This window comes from Stenotrophomonas sp. YJH_SMC_27 (assembly GCF_059369815.1).
Map to the genome: position 1 here is coordinate 72893 of NZ_JCAFTA010000007.1, position 20760 is coordinate 93652.

The following is a 20760-nucleotide window of genomic DNA, read 5'->3' on the forward strand; positions in this document are numbered from 1 at the left end:
ATCCCTTTGCGTAGCAAAGGGCTCTGACCCCAGCTCTTGCCCTGCCTTTGCTCACCCCTCCGCCGCGCGGAATGATGGATGGCGCGGGTGGGTGAGGCTGACCGGGACCGTTGGCGCCATGGATGGCGCCATCGAGCCCCCAGGGACGGGTTTACGGCGTGTCCCGGGCAGCCTCACCCACCCGGGCCCCCCAGCAAACCGAAACGTCCGCCGGCAACGCTTTGAACCTTACAGCGCCTCGAAAATACCCGCCGCGCCCATGCCGGTGCCGATGCACATGGTCACCATGCCGTACTTCTGCTGGCGACGACGCAGGCCGTGCAGCAGGGTTGCGGTACGGATCGCGCCGGTTGCACCCAGCGGGTGGCCCAAGGCAATCGCGCCGCCCAGCGGGTTGACCTTGCTCGGGTCCAGGCCGCAATCGCGGATCACCGCCAGCGACTGCGCGGCGAACGCTTCGTTCAGTTCAATCCAGTCCAGCTGGTCCTGGGTCAGGCCCGCCTGCTTCAGTGCCTTCGGGATCGCGGCGATCGGGCCGATGCCCATCACTTCCGGGCGCACCCCGGCCACCGAGAAGCTGACGAAACGGGCCAGCGGGGTCAGGCCGTAGTCCTTGATCGCCTGTTCCGAGGCCAGCAGCACGGCACCGGCGCCATCGCTCATCTGCGACGAGTTACCGGCGGTGACGGTGCCGCCGAACTGGCCGTTGCGGAACACCGGGCGCAGCTTGGCCAGGCCTTCGGCCGAGGAGTCCGGGCGGGGGCCTTCGTCGGTGTCGGCGATCTTGTTGCGGGTGATGATGCGCTGGCCGTCGGCCAGGTCCGGCAGGTGCGAGACGATCTCGTACGGGCTGATCTCGTCCTTGAACTCGCCGTTCTGGATCGCGGCCATGGCCTTCTGGTGCGAGGCGAGGGCGAAGGCGTCCTGGTCTTCACGCGAGACCTTCCACTCTTCGGCGACCTTCTCGGCAGTGATGCCCATGCCGTAGGCGATGGCCACGTGGTCGTTGTCGAACACGCTCGGCGCCATGGCGATCTTGTTGCCCATCATCGGCACCATCGACATCGACTCGGTGCCACCGGCCAGCATCAGGTCGGCGTTGCCCAGGCGGATCGCGTCGGCGGCCTGCGCCACGGCCTGCAGGCCGGAGGAGCAGAAGCGGTTCACGGTCTGCGCGGCGATGGTGTTTGGCAGGCCAGCCAGCAGGACGCCGATGCGCGCCACGTTCATGCCCTGCTCGGCTTCGGGCATGGCGCAGCCGATGATCGCGTCATCGATGCGGTTGACGTCCACGCCCGGGGCCTGCGCGACGACGCTGCGCAGCACGTGCGCAAGCATGTCGTCGGGGCGGGTGTTGCGGAACATGCCCTTGGGCGCCTTGCCAACCGGGGTGCGGGTGGCGGCGACGATGTAGGCGTCCTGGATTTGCTTGGTCATTGCAGTGATCTCTTGAATTTTTTAGCCGGAGTGCCGACCAACGGCCGGCACCCACCGGAAGCAGGGATGGGCGATCAGTTACGCAGCGGCTTGCCGGTCTTCAGCATGTGCGCGATGCGGGCCTGGGTCTTTTCCTGCTGGGCCAGTTCGACGAAGTGCTTGCGCTCCAGGGTCAGCAGCCACTCTTCGTCGACCAGGGTGCCGCGGTCGACCTTGCCGCCGCACAGCACGGTGGCGATGCGCTCGGCGATCTCGTAGTCGTACGGGCTGATGAAGCGGCCTTCCAGCATGTTGACCAGCATCATCTTGAAGGTGGCGATACCCACGTCACCGGCGACCTGGATGCGGCGTGCCGGCAGCGGCGGGCGGTAGCCCGCTTCTGCCAGGGCGCGTGCTTCGGCCTTGGCGATGTGCAGGGCCTCGTAGCTGTTGAACACCACCTTGTCGGTGCTGCGCAGCAGGCCCAGTTCCTTGGCGTTGACCGCCGAGTTGGACACCTTGGCCATCGCCACGGTCTCGAAGGTCTTCTTCAGTTCGGCGAACACGTCGCCGCCCGGGCCCGCGGCCTGCGAGGCACGCACGGCCAGTTCCTTCAGGCCACCACCGGCCGGCAGCAGGCCGACACCGGCTTCGACCAGGCCGATGTAGCTTTCCAGGAAGGCCACGGTCTTGGCGCTGTGCATCTGGAACTCGCAGCCGCCGCCCAGGGCCAGGCCACGCACGGCGGCCACCACCGGCACCAGGGAGTACTTGATGCGCTGGCTGGTGCGCTGGAAGTTGGCGACCATTTCCTCGAACTGGTCGACCTTGCCGGCCTGCAGCAGGCCGAGCGCACCGGCCAGGTCGGCACCGGCGGAGAAGGGTTCCTTCTGCTGCCAGATCACCAGGCCCTGGAAGTCCTTCTCGGCGCGGCTCACGCATTCCTGCAGGCCGTCCAGCACCTGGTCGGAGACGGTGTTCATCTTGGTCTTGAAACTGACCACCGCGATGCCATCGCCGTCGTGCCACATGCGCAGGCCGTCGTTCTCGAACACGGTTTCGCCCGGAGCGAACTGCTCGCCCAGCAGCGGATCCGGGAAGCGCTGGCGCTGGTACACCGGCAGCGACGAACGCGGCAGCTTGGCGTTGCGCGACGGGCTGTAGCTGCCCTCGGCGGCGTGCACGCCGTCGCGGCCATCGAACACCCAATCCGGCAGCGGGGCGCTGCTCATGCTCTTGCCGGCCACGATGTCATCGGCGATCCACTGTGCCACCTGCTTCCAGCCGGCAGCCTGCCAGGTCTCGAACGGGCCCAGCGACCAGCCGTAACCCCAGCGGATGGCCAGATCGACGTCGCGCGCGGTCTCGGCGATGTCGGCCAGGTGGTAGGCGCTGTAGTGGAACAGGTCGCGGAAGGTCGCCCACAGGAACTGCGCCTGCGGGTGCTGGCTCTCGCGCAGCTTGGCGAACTTCTCGGCCGGGTTCTTGATCTTCAGGATCTCGACCACTTCCGGCGCGGCAGCGCGATCGGCCGGGCGGTAGTCCTGCTTCTCCAGATCCAGTACCACGATGTCCTTGCCGACCTTGCGGAAGATGCCGGCGCCGGTCTTCTGGCCCAGCGCGCCCTTGGAAATCAGCGCGTCCAGCCACTTCGGCGACTTGAAGAATTCATGCCACGGGTCATTCGGCAGGGTGTCGCCCATGGTCTTGATGACGTGGGCCATGGTGTCCAGGCCGACCACGTCGGAGGTGCGGTAGGTGGCAGACTTCGGGCGGCCGACCAGCGGACCGGTCAGGCCGTCCACTTCATCGAAGCCCAGGCCGAACTGCTGGGTGTGGTGGATGGTGGACAGGATCGAGAACACGCCGATGCGGTTGCCGATGAAGTTCGGGGTGTCCTTGGCGTACACCACGCCCTTGCCCAGGGTGGTGACCAGGAAGGCTTCCAGGCCTTCCAGCACGGCGGCGTCGGTGGTGGTGGCCGGGATCAGCTCGGCCAGGTGCATGTAGCGCGGCGGGTTGAAGAAGTGCACGCCGCAGAAGCGGTGGCGCAGCTGTTCGGGCAGCACGTCGGCCAGCTTGTTGATGCCCAGGCCCGAGGTGTTGGAGGCCAGCACCGCGTGGTCGGCCACGAACGGCGCAATCTTCTTGTACAGGTCCTGCTTCCAGTCCATGCGCTCGGCGATGGCCTCGATGATCAGGTCGCAGTCCTTCAGCTGCTCCAGGCCGGAGTCGTAATTGGCCGGGGTGATGGCTTCGGCCAGCGACTTGCTGGCCAGCGGCGCCGGGCTCAGCTTGCCCAGGTTGGCGATCGCCTTCAGCACGATGCCATCGGCCGGACCTTCCTTCGCAGGCAGGTCGAACAGCACGGTGTCGACGCCGGCGTTGGTGAGGTGGGCGGCGATCTGGGCACCCATGACGCCGGCACCCAGCACGGCGGCGCGGCGGACTAGCAGGGAATTGGACATGGTGTAGGGCCTTTGTTGGTCAGCAGTTACTGGGTGGAATCAACGGGAAGCGGGCAGGGCGCTGGCACGTGCGGCGGCGCGGAACCCGGCTTCGGCGAAATGGATCAGTTCGTGGGCGGCATGGGCACGATGCGCCGCTTCGGTGACACCGGCGGGACGCTTGATCAGCCCGAAGTCGGCCATGGCATAGGTGAGCGAGCCAGCCAGGAAGTCGAGGCGCCAGTACAGCTCCTCCTTGCTCAGGTCCGGTACGCATTCGCCGATGGCCTTGCCGAACGCACGCAGCACGTGGCCGTAGTGGTCGGACAGGAACTTGCGCAGGTTGTCGTTCTTCTCGGCGTAGGCGCGGGCAATCACGCGCACGAAGGCGCCGCCGTTCTGGCGGTCCTGGGCCAGCGCCAGGGCCGGCTCGACGAAGGCGGCCAGCACCGGGCGCAGTTCGCCGGGGTGTTCGCTGCGGGCCCGCTCCAGCTGCGCCAGGCGCGCGCCGGTCATCTCGTCCATGCGGCGGCGGAAGACCTCATTGACCAGATTTTCCTTGGAACCGAAGTGGTAGTTGACCGCGGCGATGTTGACGTCGGCCTGGCTGGTCACCTGGCGCAGCGAGGTGCCGGCGAAGCCGTGCTGGGCGAACAGCTCCTCGGCCGCGCCGAGGATCCGGTCCTTGGTCGAGAAGTGGGCGGGTTTGGCCATCGGCGGGCAGACCTTAAATCAAACGATTGTTTGATACTAGGACCAGACGGTACCGTATGGCATTTTGCAGTGCAGCAAAATCGGCCGCTCCGGTCAGATTTCACTCAGGTGGGTGAATGGGTGGACCTGAACCTGTAGAGCCGAGCCCGCGCTCGGCTGCTCTTCGGCCCAAAGGCCAGCCGAGCATGGGCTCGGCGCTACAACAGGGCCACATGGCCCTCTACCACCCGGCCACGTTATCTTTTACAATTCGCCTACGTTTATCAGGCTAAGCCCGCGTCCCGACGCGGGTTTTTTTCATGTTACCCTTCGGGCCATCAGCGGCCCGATTCCATTGGAGACATCCCATGGCGCTGGAGCGCACCCTTTCGATCATCAAGCCGGACGCCGTTGCCAAGAACGTCATCGGCGAAATCTACGCCCGCTTCGAGAAGGCCGGCCTGAAGGTCGTGGCCGCCAAGTACAAGCAGCTGTCGCGCCGTGAAGCCGAAGGCTTCTATGCCGTGCACCGCGAGCGTCCGTTCTTCAACGCGCTGGTCGAGTTCATGATCTCCGGCCCGGTGATGATCCAGGCCCTGGAAGGCGAGAACGCCGTCCTGGCCCACCGCGACCTGCTGGGCGCCACCAACCCGAAGGAAGCCGCGCCGGGCACCATCCGCGCCGACTTCGCCGAATCCATCGATGCCAACGCCGCACACGGCTCGGACTCGGTCGAGAATGCCGCGATTGAGATCGCCTACTTCTTCGCCGCCACCGAAGTCGTCTCGCGCTGAGAGTAATGCCGTGAACGAGGTCGTACAGTCCCCCGCCATCCAGCCGCTGCCGAAGTCGGCACCCACGGCTGGCAAGCAGAACCTGCTCGACCTCGATCGCGCGGGCCTGGAGAAGTTTTTCGTCGAGGTTCTCGGCGAGAAGAAGTTCCGTGCCCATCAGGTGATGAAGTGGATCCACCATCGCTACGTCACCGATTTCGATGAAATGACCGACCTCGGCAAGGTCCTGCGCGCCAAGCTGCAGGCCCATGCCGAGGTGCTGGTTCCGAACATCGTGTTCGACAAGCCCTCCGCCGACGGCACCCACAAGTGGCTGCTGGCGATGGGCGTGGATGGCAAGAACGCCATCGAGACCGTGTACATCCCGGACAAGACCCGCGGCACGTTGTGCGTGTCCTCGCAGGTCGGTTGCGGCCTGAACTGCACGTTCTGCTCCACCGCCACCCAGGGCTTCAACCGTAACCTGACCACCGCCGAGATCATCGGCCAGGTGTGGGTTGCCGCACGCCACCTGGGCAACGTGCCGCACCAGATGCGCCGCCTCACCAACGTGGTGATGATGGGCATGGGCGAGCCGCTGATGAATTTCGACAACGTCGTGCGCGCCATGAGCGTGATGCGCGACGACCTGGGCTACGGCCTGGCCAACAAGCGAGTGACCCTGTCGACCTCCGGCCTGGTGCCGCAGATCGACCGCCTGTCTGCCGAAAGCGACGTGTCGCTGGCGGTGTCGCTGCATGCGCCGAACGACGCACTGCGCGAGACGCTGGTGCCGCTCAACAAGAAGTACCCGATCGCCGAGCTGATGGCCTCGTGCGCACGCTACCTGCGCGCCAACAAGCGCCGCGAATCGGTCACCTTTGAATACACCCTGATGAAGGGCGTCAACGACAAGCCCGAGCATGCCCGCGAGCTGGCCCGTCTGATGCGCCAGTTCGACAACGCGGTGCAGGCCAAGGATTCGGGCAAGGTCAACCTGATCCCGTTCAATCCGTTCCCGGGCACCCGCTACGAGCGTTCCGAGGAGGCCAACATCCGCGCCTTCCAGAAGATCCTGCTCGACAGCAACGTGCTGACGATGGTCCGCCGCACCCGTGGCGACGACATCGACGCCGCCTGTGGCCAGCTCAAGGGCCAGGTGATGGACCGCACCCGCCGCCAGGCGGAGTTCAACAAGACGCTGCAGGCGGGGAAGGGGAGCGATGCCGCGGCCTGACCGCCTCTGGCTGGCGCTTCTCACAGGCGTGCTGGCCGTTGCGGTCGGCGGCTGCAAGTCCCAACCCAAGGCCAAGCTGGGCCCCAGCGAAGCGCCGGTCTATTCGGTGCGAGATCCGGACAGCGTGCGGCGCCAGGTGCGCCTGCAGGATCTGCTGGCGCTGGCTGCCCGTGACATGCAGGTCGGCAACCTGGATGCGGCCGAACGCAAGGCGCGCGAGGCGCTGAAGCTGGCGCCCGACTCGCCGGATGCGCTGGTGCTGCTGGCCGGCATCGATGAGCGCCGTGGCCGGAGCCAGCAAGCGGGCGAGAGCTTCCGCAGGGCGGCCGAACAGGCGCCGCAGCGCGGTGACATCCTCAACAATTACGGGGCGTGGCTGTGCCAGCAGGGGCGGCCGGCCGAGTCGCTGGCGTGGTTCGATCGAGCGCTGCAGGCGCCGGGCTACGCCACACCGGCCGAATCCCAGGCCAATGCGGGCAGCTGTGCACTGGACGCTGGTCAACTTGAACGTGCCGAGCGCGACCTGCGCGCGGCGCTGTCGGTGCTGCCGGGAAACCCGGTCGCGCTGGAGGCGATGGCCCAGCTCAGCTTCCGCCAGGGCCGCTTCATGGAGGCGCGGGCCTTCGCCGAACGTAGGATTGCGGCTGCACCCGCAACGCGTTCCGTGTTACAACTTGCGTCTCAAATCGAAGCGCGGCTGGGTGATCGGGCGGCATCTGATCGCTATCTTCAGCGGATTCGACAGGAATTTCCGCAGGAAGCGGGCTCCTAACTCCAGGGTTGATGCATTGTGATTGATGACCAGACTGTGAGCGCTCTCGAGACTGCGGCCGGCTGCGGCACCCGCCTGCGCCAGGCCCGCGAGGCGGCCGGACTGACCCTCGAAGATGTCGGCTCGCGCCTGCGCATGCCGGTCCAGGTGGTCAGGTCGCTGGAAGAAGAACAATGGCAGAAGCTTGGCGCGCCGGTGTTCGTGCGCGGCCAGCTGCGCAGCTACGCGCGGCTTCTGGACGTGGACGTGGGAGAGCTGCTGGAGCAGGCCCAGGTCGGCCCGGTGGTGCCGCCTACCCTGGTCAGCCATACCCATACCCCGCGTGCGCGCCGCATTGCAGAGAATCTCGGCCGTCGCGTGCTGTACGTCGGCATCACCGCGGTGCTGGCAGTGCCGGTGTGGTTCGCCACCCGTGGTCATTTCGATGGCAGTGCGACGCCGTCGCCGAACACCGCCTCGCTGGACGCGATTCCGGCCGCCGTGCCGGTGACCCCCTCTGCCGCCGGCGTCGAGCCGGCCGCGGTGGCGGACGTGGCGAGCGCTCCGGCCAGCAAGCCGGCCGCCACTCCGTACGTGGCCTCGCTGGCCCCAGTGCCGCGTCCAGCCCCGGCACCGGCCGCTGCCGCCAATACGCTGGACATGCAGTTCAGTGGCGACAGCTGGGTCGATATCGGCGGCCCGGACGGCAGCACTGTCGAGAAGGCGCTGATCAAATCCGGCGAGAGCCGCAGCTTCACGCCGGGCCAGGTGACCCGGGTGACCCTGGGCAACGCCTCGGCGGTCCAGGTTCAGCAGAACGGCGCTATCGTCGATCTGACCCCCTACCAGCGAGCCAACGTGGCACGCTTTCAGGTATCCTCTGAAGGCTCCGTAGTCCCGGTTTCGCACTGAGGCGCGGTTTCACCACCTTCGATTAATTCCAATGGTCCCTCCCGATGGGCGGGGCGAGAGTACGCATGGCGATCGACGATCTGCTCGACGAGCACGAACAAAGTGAACGCGTCCGCAGCTGGCTGCGGAAGAATGGCGCCAGCATCCTCGGTGGCGTGGTCATCGCCATCGGTGCCATTGCCGGCTGGCAGTGGTACCAGAAGGATCAGGGCGGCAAGCTGGCCTCGGCCAATGTCGAGTACCAGAAGGCGCTCGTTGGCCTGCAGCAGAACAAGCTCGACGACGCCGCCAAGGCGGTCAAGGCGCTCGAAGCCGGCCCGTCCAGCATCTACGGCGACCTGGCGGCGCTGCAGCTGGCCAAGGCCCAGGTCGATGCCGGCAAGAACGAAGAAGCCCTGGCTACCCTGCGCGGCGTGAAGGTTGAAGGTGACCTGCAGCGCGTGGTCGACCAGCGCGTGGCCCGCCTGCTGGTGGCCACCGGCAAGAGCGACGAGGCGATCAAGCTGCTGGGCAGCGCCACCGACAGCAGCAGCCTGGAAATCCATGGCGATGCGCTGATGGCGCAGGGCAAGCGCGATGAGGCCCGCGCACAGTACGAGAAGGCGCTGAAGACGCTGGACGTGGCAGCGCCGCAGCGGCGCCTGCTGGAAACCAAGGTTATGGACGCCGGCGGCACCGTCGCCGCCCCTGCGGAGTCGGTTTGATGAGTCAGAAGGTCATGATCACCCGCGTCGCCACCGTGCTCCTGATGGGCATGGCCCTGACCGGCTGCAGCACCATGAAGGGCTGGTTCGCCGGCAAGGACGCGGCCGCGAAGAAGGCACAGGAACCGGCTGAGCTGGTCAAGTTCGAGCCGACCCTGAAGGTCAACAAGGCCTGGTCGGTCAACCTCGGCAAGGGCGAGCGCCGCATCGGCGTGCGCCAGGGCCCGGCCGTGGCCAACGGCCACGTGTTCGCTGCGGCGATCACCGGTGGCGTGCACGCCATCGACCTGCAGACCGGCAAGAAGGTCTGGACCTGGGAGCCGCAGAAGGAAAAGAAGAAGGCCAAGCTGCGCCTGTCCGGTGGCCCGGGTGTCGGTGAGAACCTGGTCGTGATCGGCACGCTCGATGGCCAGGTCATCGCGCTGGACATCAACGACGGCAGCGAAAAGTGGCGCGCCCGTGTTCCGGGTGAAGTCATCGCCGCGCCGGCCATCGCCCAGGGCGCGGTCTACGTGCGCAGCAACGACGGCCGTATCACTGCGTTCGATGCCGGCAACGGCACCCAGAAGTGGTTCAACCCGAGCGAGCTGCCGGCGCTGACCGTGCGTGGCAACGCACCGGTGGTGACCGGCCCGGGCGTGCTGTTCATCGGCAAGGACGAGGGCGCGGTTGCCGCCCTGGCCCAGCAGGATGGCCGCACCCTGTGGGAACAGAACGTGGGCAACGGTGAAGGCCGTACCGAGCTGGAGCGCATGGCCGATGTGGACGGCGCGCCGGTGCTGGATGGCAACACCCTGTTCGTGAGCAGCTTCAAGAACCAGACGATGGCCATTGAAGGCCCGACCGGTCGCCCGCTGTGGGCGCGCGACCACGGCGGTGCGGGTGGCGTGGCGGTGTCGTCGGGCAATGTGTTCGTGACCGACAACAAGGGCGGCGTGTTCGGCCTGGACAAGGCCAGCGGCGCAGCCATGTGGTCGCAGACGGCACTGGCCCGTCGCTCGCTGACCGGCCCGGCGCTGCATGGCGACTACGTCGTGGTCGGCGACTACAAGGGATACGTGCACTGGCTGCAGGCCTCCGATGGTGCGATGGCGGCACGGGCAAAGAGTGGCGGTGACGCCCTGCTGGCCCAGCCGGTCGTCGCAGACGGGGTGCTGCTGGTGCAGAACGTGGATGGCAAGCTGACCGCCTTCCGGTTGGCAAATTAATACGGAGTACTCGCGATGCTGCCTTTGGTCGCCCTGGTTGGACGGCCGAATGTCGGCAAGTCGACCATTTTCAATGCGTTGACCCGCACCCGTGACGCCCTGGTCCATGACCAGCCCGGCGTCACCCGTGATCGCAACTACGGCGTCTGCCGCCTCGACGAGGACAATCATTTCCTCGTCGTGGATACCGGCGGTATTGCCGGTGAGGACGAAGGCCTGGCCGGTGCCACCACCCGCCAGGCGCGTGCGGCGGCTGCCGAAGCGGACCTGATCCTGTTCGTCGTCGATGCCCGCGAGGGCACCTCGGCGCTGGACGACGAGATCCTGGCGTGGCTGCGCAAGCTGTCGCGCCCGACGTTGCTGCTGATCAACAAGATCGACGGTACCGACGAGGACAGCGTCCGCTCCGAGTTCGCCCGCTACGGTTTCGGCGAAATGCTGACCGTCTCGGCCGCGCATCGCCAGGGCCTGGACGACCTGCTGGACGAAGTGATCCAGCGCCTGCCGGAAGAAGGTAGCGGCGAAGAGCTGGACAACGATCCGAACCGCATCCGCATCGCCTTCGTCGGCCGCCCGAACGTGGGCAAGTCGACCCTGGTCAACCGCATCCTCGGCGAGGAGCGCATGATCGCCTCCGACGTGCCGGGCACCACCCGCGACTCGATCGCAGTGGACCTGGAGCGCGACGGTCGCGAATACCGCCTGATCGATACCGCCGGCCTGCGCCGTCGCTCGCGCGTGGACGAGGTCGTTGAGAAGTTCTCGGTGGTCAAGACCATGCAGTCGATCGAGCAGTGCCAGGTGGCCGTGCTGATGCTCGACGCCACCGAAGGCGTGACCGACCAGGACGCCACCGTGCTCGGTGCCGTGCTCGACGCCGGCCGCGCGCTGGTGATCGCCATCAACAAGTGGGATGGCCTGACCGAGTACCAGCGCGAACAGGCTGAAACCATGCTGTCGCTGAAGCTGGGCTTCGTGCCCTGGGCCGAATCGGTGCGCATTTCGGCCAAGCACGGCTCGGGCCTGCGCGAGCTGTTCCGTGCGGTGCACCGTGCGCACGAGTCGGCCAACAAGACTTTTACCACCAGCGAAGTGAACAAGGCCTTGGAAGTGGCCTACGAGACCAACCCGCCGCCGACCATCCGCGGCCATGTCTCCAAGCTGCGCTACGTGCATCCGGCCGGTTCCAACCCGCCGACCTTCATTGTGCACGGCACCCGCCTGAAGGAACTGCAGGAGTCGTACAAGCGCTACCTGGAGAACTTCTTCCGCAAGCGCTTCAAGCTGATCGGCACGCCAGTGAGCTTCATCTTCCGCGAGGGTACCAACCCGTACGAGGGCAAGAAGAACGTCCTCACCGAGCGGCAGATCAAGTCCAAGCGGCGCTTGATGAAGCACGTCAAGGGCAAGTGATTCACGGGAAGGCGGCCGCAGGGCCGCCTTTTTCGTTGTTGGGAAATGGGATCTGATCCCGGGCGCGGGGCTGGCGCTACCGTAGGCTTGCGGTGGACCTGTAGAGCCGAGCCTGCGCTCGGCTGCTTTTCGCGCATTGCCGCAGGCGCGCTACGCGCGCCAGTCGAGCATGGGCTCGGCTCTACAGATTCTGGTCAACGCGGCCTGCCGCCACGTGCGTGATAATGCGGCCATGAGCATCCAAGAGCTTTCCCCCGCGCAGGCACGCGAGCGCCTGGCCCACGGCGCCGTGCTGATCGATGTGCGCGAGGCGCATGAACGGGCCGGCGGGATGGCCGAGGGCGCGCGCGGCGTGGCCAAGGGCGAGCTGCAGGCCGACCCGGCCGCACACCTGCCGCGGCACGACCAGGAGATCCTGCTGATCTGCCAGAGCGGCAAGCGCTCGGCCGATGCCGCGCAGTTCCTGCTGCAGGCCGGCTACACCCACGTCGCTTCCGTGACCGGCGGTACCGTGGCCTGGCGCGAGCAGTCGCTGCCCTTGGTGCAGCCGCTGGCCAGCGCCGCCGAACGCGATTTCTTTGATCGCTATTCGCGGCATCTGCTGCTGCCACAGGTGGGCGAGGCCGGCCAGCGCCGGCTGCAGCAGTCGCGCGTGCTGGTGCTGGGCGCGGGTGGGCTGGGCGCACCGGCTGGGTTCTACCTGGCCGCGGCTGGGGTAGGGCACCTGCGTTTCGCCGACCATGACCGGGTGGAACGCAGCAACCTGCACCGGCAGATCGTGCATACCGAAGCCAGCGTGGGCCAGCTCAAGGTCGATTCGGCGCGCGAGCGGTTGCTGGCGCTGAACCCGTCGATCGAGGTCGAAGCGGTGCCCGAGCGGATCACGTCCGAGAACGTGGATGCGCTGCTGGAGGGCGTGGACGTGGTGCTGGATGGGTCGGACAACTTCCCGCTGCGCTACCTGCTCAACGACGCCTGCATCAAGCACGCCAAGCCGCTGGTGTATGCCGCCATCGAGCGCTTCGACGGCCAGGTCAGCGTGTTTGATGCCGGTCGCCAGCGTGGCGTGGCACCGTGCTATCGCTGCCTGTTCCCGGAACCGCCGCCGCCGGAGTTTGCGCCGAACTGTTCCGAGGCCGGTGTGCTGGGCGTGCTGCCTGGCCTGGCCGGCGTGCTGCAGGCCACCGAGGTGCTGAAGCTGCTGCTGGGCATTGGCGAGCCGCTGGTGGGGCGGCTGCTGCGCTTCGATGCGCTGGGCATGCGCTTCCGCGAGACCGGCATCCGGCCGGACCCGCACTGCCCGGTGTGCGCGCCGGGTGTGCCGTTCCCGGGATATATCGATTACGCCGCGTTCTGCCGGGGTGGGTGAGGCTGGCCGGGGATTCATCCACGCATGGCGTGGATCTACCGGGGCGCGGCGGCTGTGCGTCATCCACGCATGGCGTGGATCTACTGTAGAGCCGAGCCCATGCTCGGCTGCTTCTGGCCTCGGCACGAAGAGCAGCCGAGCGTGGGCTCGGCTCTACAGCGACTTGCAACGGTTTCGGGATGATGCCGGGGCGGGCGCCCATCATCGTTCCACCTCCAAGACAATCCGGCGCAACATGCGTGCTATTGCCGTCATCGGCATTGCTCTATTGTTGAACTCGATTCTGGATCTTGGGGAACACACCGCATGGCGGTAGAAGCAGCGACCAGCGAGCTGGTCAAGGTCGTCGCCCTGTTGGGCGCGGCGGTGGTGATGGTGCCTTTGTTCCGCCGGGCCGGCCTGGGTTCGGTGCTGGGCTACTTCGCCGCTGGCCTGGCGATCGGACCGTTCGGGCTGGGCTGGTTCTCCGACCCGCAGGCCATCCTGCATACCGCCGAACTCGGCGTGGTGATGTTCCTGTTCGTGATCGGCCTGGAAATGCGGCCCTCGCACCTGTGGAGCCTGCGCAAGGAGATCTTCGGGCTGGGCACGCTGCAGATCGCCACCTGCGCGCTGGTGCTGACCAGCATCGCCAAGCTGTTCGGCCTGCCGTGGCAGGTGGCCTTCATCGGCGCCACCGGCTTCGTGCTCACCTCCACCGCGGTGGTGATGCAGCTGCTGGCCGAGCGCGGTGACATCGCGCTGCCGTCGGGGCAGAAGATCGTCTCCATCCTGCTGTTCGAAGACCTGCTGATCGTGCCGTTGCTGGCGCTGGTAGCCTGGATGGGCCCCAGTGCGGGCAGTGCCGATGGTGAGGGTTCGCGCTGGCTGTCGGTGGCGATCGGCGTGGGTGCCATCGTCGGCCTGGTGCTGGTCGGCCGCTTCCTGCTCAACCCGTTGTTCCGCGTGCTGGCCGAATCGAAGGCGCGCGAGGTGATGACCGCCGCCGCACTGCTGGTGGTGCTGGGCGCGGCGCTGCTGATGCAGCTGTCCGGCCTGTCGATGGCGATGGGCGCGTTCCTGGCCGGCGTGCTGTTGAGCGAATCGACCTTCCGCCACCAGATTGAAGCGGACATCGAACCGTTCCGCGGCATCCTGCTCGGCCTGTTCTTCCTCAGCGTGGGCATGGCGCTGGACCTGGGCGTGGTGGCTGGCAACTGGCAGCTGATCCTCGGCCTGGTGCTGGCGCTGATGGCAGCCAAGGCGCTGTGCATCTACGTGGTCGCGCGCATCATGGGCAGCGACCACGCGCAGGCGCTGGACCGTGGCGTGCTGATGGCGCAGGGCGGCGAGTTCGCCTTCGTGCTGTTCTCCGCTGCCGCCTCAGCCGGTGTGATCAACCTGGAGATCAATGCCAACTTCACCGCCGTGGTGGTGCTGTCGATGGCGCTGACCCCGCTGGTAGTGCTGGTCTACAAGCGCATCGCACCGAAGCCGACGGTGAACATGGACGGCGTGGACGAGGCCGAGGGCCTGTCCGGCAGCGTGCTGCTGATCGGCTTCGGCCGCTTCGGCCAGGTTGCCAGCCAGTCGCTGCTGGCGCGCGACGTGGACGTGACCATCATCGACAACGATGTGGAGATGATCCAGAGCGCCGCGCGGTTCGGCTTCAAGATCTACTACGGCGACGGCACGCGGTTGGATGTGCTGCATGCTTCGGGCGCGGCCACCGCACGTGCGATTGCGGTGTGCGTGGACAAGGCCGAGGCCGCCGACCGCATTGTTGAACTGGTGGCGCACGAGTTCCCGCAGGCCAAGCTGATGGTGCGCTCGTTCGACCGCGAGCATTCGCTGCGGTTGATCCATGCCGGCGTCGATTTCCAGATCCGCGAGACGTTCGAGTCGGCGGTGTTGTTCGGCCAGGCCGCGCTGGTGGAGCTGGGTGCGGATGAAGACGATGCGGTGGAGATTGCCGAGCAGATCCGTCGCCGCGATGCCGAGCGCTTCGAGCTGGAAATTGCCGGTGGTGGTCTGAATGCCGGCGCGCGGATGATCTACGGCAACAGCCCGCAGGGCGTGCCGACGCCGACGCCGTTCACCGCGCCGAAGCGCGAGAGCAAGACGCTGAACCCGCAGGATGTGCCGGAAGAGGAAGAATGAGGTGCCGCGCACCGCGCTCGCCGGGCGTGGCCCGGCGCTACCGTGGTGCGCACGGGTGGGGTAGCGCCGGGCCATGCCCGGCGAGCGCAGCGGCCGCCCGGATTGGCGGTGGGCGAGGGGGCCTGAATCGGGGACAATAGCGTCCCCGCCGCCCCACGCCTGCCTCCGATGACCGATTCCGCCCCCCAGCATCCTGCCCGCATCCTTGATGGCCGCCGCATCGCCGAGGACCTGCTCGACAGCCTGAAGGTGCGCGTCGACGCCCGCGTGGCCGCCGGCGGCAGCCGCCCGGGCCTGGCCGTGGTGCTGGTGGGTGGCGACCCGGCTTCGACCGTGTACGTGCGCAACAAGCGCCGTGCCGCCGAGAAGGTCGGCATCGAGGCACATGACTACGATCTGCCGGCCGGCACCACCGAAGCCGAGCTGCTCGAGCTGATCGACCAGCTCAACGCCGATCCGAAGATCAACGGCATCCTGATCCAGCTGCCGCTGCCGGGCATCCCCGACGCGCGCCGGCTGATCCAGCGCATCGACCCGCGCAAGGACGTGGACGGCTTCCACCCGGAAAACGTCGGCCACCTGGCCCTGCGCGAGTTCGGCCTGCGCCCGTGCACCCCGCGCGGCATCACCACGCTGCTGGGTCACACCGACCAGCCGGTGCGCGGCCGCAATGCAACCATCGTCGGCGTCAGCAACCACGTCGGCCGCCCGATGGGCCTGGAGCTGCTGATCGCCGGCTGCACCGTGACCAGTTGCCACAAGTTCACCCCCAAGGACGTGCTGGAACAGGCCGTGCGCAACGCCGACATCCTGGTGGTGGCGGTGGGCCGCCCCGGCATCGTGCCGGGTGAGTGGGTGAAGCCGGGCGCGGTGGTGATCGACGTCGGTATCAATCGCCTGGACGACGGCCGCCTGGTGGGCGACGTCGGGTTTGAAGCGGCCGCCCAGCGGGCGAGCTGGATCACCCCGGTGCCGGGCGGCGTGGGACCGATGACCGTGGCCACGTTGATGCAGAACACCCTGGAAGCGGCGGAAGCGCTGAGCTGACCCCAATTGGGGCTGCTCTCAGGTGTCTGAGGGAAAGTCCGCACCCACCTGAAGCGGCTGGATCTGGCCCTTGGGTCTGTTCGCGAGATGTGCTGCTGGTGGGTGCCGACCGTTGGTCGGCACAATGCTGGGGCACAGGTGTCTGAAGGGTAGTGCGGACCAACGGTCCGCACCTATCAAAGATGCCCCAGGGCTGGCCCAGGTGATCCTCTCAAGGTCAAGGTGGGTGCCGACCCTTGGTCGGCACAATGCCGGTGCACAGGTGTATGAAGGTAGTGCGGACCAACGGTCCGCACCCACCGAGGCAGGTTTCACCGCCCCCTGAACCAATCGCCGCCGGCGCGACACTGCGTCGCATCTACCCCCTGCCACGCGGCACGAAAACAGGGTAAAATGTCGCGCTTCCCCACATCTCGGGTATGCCGATGCTGCGCATCCAGGCTGAAGCACTCACTTACGACGACGTCTCGCTCGTCCCCGCCCACTCGACCATCCTGCCCAAGGACGTCAACCTCGAAACGCGGTTGACCCGAGACCTGAAGCTGAAGCTTCCGATCCTGTCCGCCGCGATGGATACCGTCACCGAAGCCCGCCTGGCCATCGCCATGGCCCAGCTCGGCGGCATGGGCATCATCCACAAGAATCTCAGCCTGGAACAGCAGGCCGCGGAAGTGGCCAAGGTCAAGAAGTTCGAGGCCGGTGTCATCCGCGACCCGATCACCGTCGGCCCGGAAACCACCATCCGCGACGTGCTGGCCCTGACCCAGGCGCACAACATCTCCGGCGTGCCGGTGGTGGGCAGCGACGGCCAGCTGGCCGGCATCGTGACCCATCGCGACATGCGCTTCGAGACCGAGCTGGATGATCCGGTCCGCCACATCATGACCAAGAAGGATCGCCTGATCACGGTCAAGGAAGGCGCCGCGTCTGATGAAGTGCTGCAGCTGCTGCACCGCAACCGCATCGAAAAGGTGCTGGTGGTCAATGATTCGTTCGAACTGCGTGGCCTGATCACCGTCAAGGACATCCAGAAGAACACCGACTTCCCGAACGCTGCCAAGGATCTGTCGACCCGCCTGCTGGTCGGCGCTGCCGTCGGCGTGGGTGGCGATACCGATCGCCGCGTGGAAGCGCTGGTCGCCGCCGGCGTGGACGTGATCGTGGTCGATACCGCGCACGGCCACTCGCAGGGCGTGCTGGACCGCGTCAGCTGGGTCAAGAAGAACTTCCCGAACGTGCAGGTCATCGGTGGCAACATCTGCACCGGCGAAGCCGCATTGGCGCTGCTGGACAGCGGCGCGGACGCGGTCAAGGTCGGCATCGGCCCGGGCTCGATCTGCACCACCCGCGTCGTTGCCGGCGTCGGCGTGCCGCAGGTGACCGCCATCGACCTGGTGGCCGAAGCGCTGCAGGACCGCATCCCGCTGATCGCCGACGGTGGCATCCGCTACTCGGGCGACATCGGCAAGGCGCTGGCCGCCGGTGCCTCGACCATCATGGTCGGTGGCCTGCTGGCCGGTACCGAGGAATCGCCGGGCGAGACCGAGCTGTACCAGGGCCGTTCGTACAAGAGCTACCGCGGCATGGGTTCGCTGGCTGCGATGGAGAAGGGGTCGAAGGACCGCTACTTCCAGGACGCCGCCACCGCCGACAAGCTGGTGCCGGAAGGCATCGAAGGCCGCGTGCCGTACCGCGGCCCGGTGGGCGGCATCATCCACCAGCTGATGGGCGGCCTGCGCGCCACCATGGGCTACGTGGGCTGCGCCACCATCGAAGACATGCGCAGCAAGCCCAAGTTCGTGAAGATCAGCGGCGCCGGCCAGCGTGAGAGCCACGTCCACGACGTGACGATCACCAAAGAGCCGCCGAACTACCGCGCCTGACGCGGGCCGAGCAAAGAGGAACGGGGAAGCACTTCCCGTTCCTCTTTCTCCATCTGCCGCCGTAAATCTGATTTCGTTTTCCCTACTGCATTGCCGGGGCGCCATGACCAACATCCATAACGACAAGATCCTCATCCTCGATTTCGGCGCGCAGTACACGCAGCTGATCGCCCGCCGCATCCGCGAGCTGGGCGTCTACTGCGAAATCTGGGCGTGGGACCACAACCCGGCCGAGATCGCCGCGTTTGGCGCCAAGGGCATCATCCTGTCCGGTGGCCCGGAATCGACCACGCTGCCGGGTGCGCCGGCCGCGCCGCAGGAAGTGTTCGACAGCGGTCTGCCGATCTTTGGCATCTGCTACGGCATGCAGACCCTGGCCGCGCAGCTGGGCGGTGCCACCGAAGCCGCCGACCAGCGCGAGTTCGGCCACGCCGAAGTGAACGTGATCAACCCCGATGCACTGTTCAAGGGCCTGAGCGACCACGGCGGCGAGCCGAAGCTGAATGTCTGGATGAGCCACGGCGACCACGTCTCCGTGGCGCCGCCGGGCTTCACCATCACCGCCACCACCGACCGCATTCCGGTGGCCGCCATGGCCAACGAAGAAAAGCGCTGGTACGGCGTGCAGTTCCACCCGGAAGTGACCCACACCCTGCAGGGCCAGGCGCTGCTGCGCCGCTTCGTGGTGGACGTGTGCGGTTGCCAGACCCTGTGGACCGCCGCCAACATCATCGACGACCAGATCGCCCGCGTGCGCGAACAGGTGGGCGATGACGAAGTGATCCTGGGCCTGTCCGGTGGCGTCGATTCGTCCGTGGTGGCCGCGCTGCTGCACAAGGCCATCGGCGAGAAGCTGACCTGCGTGTTCGTGGATACCGGCCTGCTGCGCTGGCAGGAAGGCGACCAGGTGATGGCGATGTTTGCCGAGCACATGGGTGTGAAGGTGGTGCGCGTGAATGCCGCCGACCGTTACTTCGCCGCGCTGGAAGGCGTGAGCGACCCGGAAGCCAAGCGCAAGATCATCGGCAACCTGTTCGTTGAGATCTTCGATGAAGAGTCGAGCAAGCTGAAGAACGCCAAGTGGCTGGCGCAGGGCACCATCTACCCGGACGTGATCGAGTCGGCTGGCAGCAAGACCGGCAAGGCGCATGTGATCAAGAGCCACCACAACGTGGGCGGCCTGCCGGAGCACATGAAGCTGGGCCTGGTGGAGCCGTTGCGCGAGCTGTTCAAGGACGAAGTGCGCCGCCTGGGCGTCGAGCTCGGTCTGCCGCGCACCATGGTCTACCGCCATCCGTTCCCGGGCCCGGGCCTGGGCGTGCGCATTCTGGGCGAAGTGAAGCGCGAATACGCCGAGCTGCTGGCCAAGGCCGATGCCATCTTCATTGATGAGCTGCGCAAGGCCGATCTGTACGACAAGACCAGCCAGGCGTTTGCCGTGTTCCTGCCGGTGAAGTCGGTTGGCGTGGTGGGTGACGCGCGTGCTTATGAGTGGGTGATTGCGCTAAGGGCGGTGGAGACGATTGACTTCATGACCGCGCACTGGGCGCATCTGCCGTATGAGTTCCTGGGGACGGTGAGCAACCGGATCATCAATGAGTTGCGGGGGGTGTCGCGGGTGGTCTATGACATCTCGGGGAAGCCGCCGGCTACTATTGAGTGGGAGTGAGTTAAGAGAACGAGGGCGCCGAGAGGCGCCCTTGTTGTTCGAGGTGAAGCCGTTTACCGGTACGCTAGGCGCAGATTTGAAGGGAATCGGACGGGATGAGTGACATCAAGCTTTTCAGGCTGGTTGATGGCAAAGCGACTGAACTGCAGGGAAGGGCTTCCGATCTGGAAAAGCCGCTTCAGACACTCATTGAAGCCAACTTACTGCCTATGCTGGGTATCCGCTTCGTCGCAACTGAGTACGTGACTGGAAAGACCCATGGTGGTCGCATTGACTCTTTGGGTCTAGACGAAAACAACAGTCCTGTGATTATTGAGTATAAGCGCTCGATTGGTGAGAATGTCATCAATCAAGGGCTCTACTACCTCGATTGGCTTATGGATCATCAGGCCGAATTCAAGCTTCAGGTAATGGACTCGCTCGGTACCGTCGCGGCTTCACAGATTGACTGGAGTTCCCCACGAGTTCTCTGCATAGCGGCCGATTTCACAAAGTTCGATGCGCACGCTGTCCAACAGATCAACAAGAGCGTGGAGCTCATTCGGTACAGGCGCTTTGGAGATGATCTGCTTCTGTTTGAGCAGGTCAATACCGTTAGCTCTGGTCGCGCGAAGGCCAGGGCACGCGAAGTGGTAGCGGACATGCCGCCCACCAGCGCTCCAAGGTCGTCAAGCTCCACAGGCGATAGGACATATTCCGAGTGGATGGCATTGTATGGCCCCGAAATGGCGGGATTGATTGGCTCGTTGGACGATTTCATCGGATCGCTAGGTGATGACGTTCAGCGCAAAGAGCTCAAGTTGTACATGGCATTCAAACGTCTTAAGAACTTCGCAACTGTCGTGCCGCAGAAGAGTCGCTTGCTCCTCTTTTTGCACATCGATCCCGACTCGATTGCCCACTTAGCGCCCAACATGCGCGATGCCCGAACGTTCGGCCATTGGGGCACCGGAGACTTGGAGGTTGCGATCTCGAATCTCGAGGATCTGGAGCGGGCCAAGCCACTTATTGTGGATGCCTATGAGGGGAGGACGTAGTTGTGCAGGATAGGGCTGAACGCCACCGAAGAACGAGGGCGCCTAGAGGTGCCCTCGTTTGC

General features: G+C 66.1%; 16 protein-coding genes. 13 read left to right on the plus strand and 3 right to left on the minus strand.

Going from position 1 to position 20760, the window contains the following annotated elements; genetic code table 11:
• Positions 1-228: 228 nt before the first annotated feature.
• The 3 genes from AC5P7R_RS11925 to AC5P7R_RS11935 all read right to left on the minus strand — a co-directional run bounded on the left by AC5P7R_RS11925 (position 229) and on the right by AC5P7R_RS11935 (position 4577).
• Positions 229-1437 carry an acetyl-CoA C-acyltransferase gene (locus AC5P7R_RS11925; protein ID WP_005409292.1) on the minus strand — a complete coding sequence of 403 codons (1209 nt, stop codon included), beginning with the start codon at positions 1435-1437 and terminating at the stop codon, positions 229-231.
• 74 nt (positions 1438-1511) lie between these two features.
• The gene (locus AC5P7R_RS11930; protein WP_478428172.1) at positions 1512-3884 is read right to left on the minus strand and encodes a 3-hydroxyacyl-CoA dehydrogenase/enoyl-CoA hydratase family protein; all 2373 of its coding nucleotides are present in this window, start codon (positions 3882-3884) and stop codon (positions 1512-1514) included.
• Positions 3885-3923: 39 nt separating this feature from the next.
• Positions 3924-4577: a TetR/AcrR family transcriptional regulator gene (locus tag AC5P7R_RS11935; RefSeq protein ID WP_134732327.1), complete on the minus strand. Its 654-nt coding sequence runs from the start codon at positions 4575-4577 to the stop codon at positions 3924-3926.
• Between the two features lie 347 nt (positions 4578-4924).
• On the opposite strand from AC5P7R_RS11935, the gene ndk reads away from it, so the two are divergent.
• The 13 genes from ndk to AC5P7R_RS12000 all read left to right on the plus strand — a co-directional run bounded on the left by ndk (position 4925) and on the right by AC5P7R_RS12000 (position 20698).
• A complete protein-coding gene (gene ndk, locus AC5P7R_RS11940; protein ID WP_005409295.1) occupies positions 4925-5350 on the plus strand; it encodes a nucleoside-diphosphate kinase in 426 nt (141 codons plus the stop codon).
• A 10-nt stretch (positions 5351-5360) separates the two neighbouring features.
• The gene (gene rlmN / locus AC5P7R_RS11945; RefSeq protein WP_111103165.1) at positions 5361-6566 is read left to right on the plus strand and encodes a dual-specificity RNA methyltransferase RlmN; all 1206 of its coding nucleotides are present in this window, start codon (positions 5361-5363) and stop codon (positions 6564-6566) included.
• A complete protein-coding gene (gene pilW / locus AC5P7R_RS11950; RefSeq protein ID WP_227854302.1) occupies positions 6553-7338 on the plus strand; it encodes a type IV pilus biogenesis/stability protein PilW in 786 nt (261 codons plus the stop codon). The genes rlmN and pilW overlap by 14 nt, the downstream gene beginning before the upstream one ends.
• An 18-nt stretch (positions 7339-7356) precedes the next feature.
• Positions 7357-8229 carry a RodZ domain-containing protein gene (locus AC5P7R_RS11955; protein WP_021202918.1) on the plus strand — a complete coding sequence of 291 codons (873 nt, stop codon included), beginning with the start codon at positions 7357-7359 and terminating at the stop codon, positions 8227-8229.
• 65 nt (positions 8230-8294) lie between these two features.
• Positions 8295-8933, plus strand: coding sequence for a YfgM family protein (locus AC5P7R_RS11960; protein ID WP_019661310.1), 639 nt, complete (start codon positions 8295-8297; stop codon positions 8931-8933).
• Complete coding sequence (gene bamB / locus AC5P7R_RS11965; RefSeq protein WP_019661311.1) at positions 8933-10141, plus strand: outer membrane protein assembly factor BamB; 1209 nt, start codon at positions 8933-8935, stop codon at positions 10139-10141. Before AC5P7R_RS11960 ends, bamB begins: the two co-directional genes overlap by 1 nt.
• A 15-nt stretch (positions 10142-10156) precedes the next feature.
• On the plus strand, positions 10157-11554 hold the full coding sequence (gene der / locus AC5P7R_RS11970) for a ribosome biogenesis GTPase Der (RefSeq protein WP_019661312.1): 1398 nt from the start codon (positions 10157-10159) through the stop codon (positions 11552-11554).
• Positions 11555-11786: 232 nt separating this feature from the next.
• Positions 11787-12923 (plus strand): molybdopterin-synthase adenylyltransferase MoeB, encoded by a 1137-nt coding sequence (gene moeB, locus AC5P7R_RS11975; RefSeq protein WP_495213865.1) that lies wholly within the window; start codon positions 11787-11789, stop codon positions 12921-12923.
• A 306-nt stretch (positions 12924-13229) separates the two neighbouring features.
• Positions 13230-15062 (plus strand): monovalent cation:proton antiporter-2 (CPA2) family protein, encoded by a 1833-nt coding sequence (locus AC5P7R_RS11980; RefSeq protein WP_495213867.1) that lies wholly within the window; start codon positions 13230-13232, stop codon positions 15060-15062.
• 168 nt (positions 15063-15230) lie between these two features.
• Positions 15231-16109, plus strand: a complete 879-nt coding sequence (folD, locus tag AC5P7R_RS11985) for a bifunctional methylenetetrahydrofolate dehydrogenase/methenyltetrahydrofolate cyclohydrolase FolD (RefSeq protein WP_069117134.1) — start codon at positions 15231-15233, stop codon at positions 16107-16109.
• A gap of 425 nt (positions 16110-16534) precedes the next feature.
• Positions 16535-17992, plus strand: a complete 1458-nt coding sequence (gene guaB / locus AC5P7R_RS11990; RefSeq protein ID WP_005416248.1) for an IMP dehydrogenase — start codon at positions 16535-16537, stop codon at positions 17990-17992.
• Between the two features lie 103 nt (positions 17993-18095).
• Positions 18096-19661: a glutamine-hydrolyzing GMP synthase gene (guaA, locus tag AC5P7R_RS11995; RefSeq protein ID WP_019661318.1), complete on the plus strand. Its 1566-nt coding sequence runs from the start codon at positions 18096-18098 to the stop codon at positions 19659-19661.
• Between the two features lie 95 nt (positions 19662-19756).
• Entirely contained in the window at positions 19757-20698 is a 942-nt protein-coding gene (locus tag AC5P7R_RS12000) for a DUF5655 domain-containing protein (protein ID WP_495213868.1), read from the plus strand.
• The last annotated feature ends 62 nt before the right edge of the window (positions 20699-20760 follow it).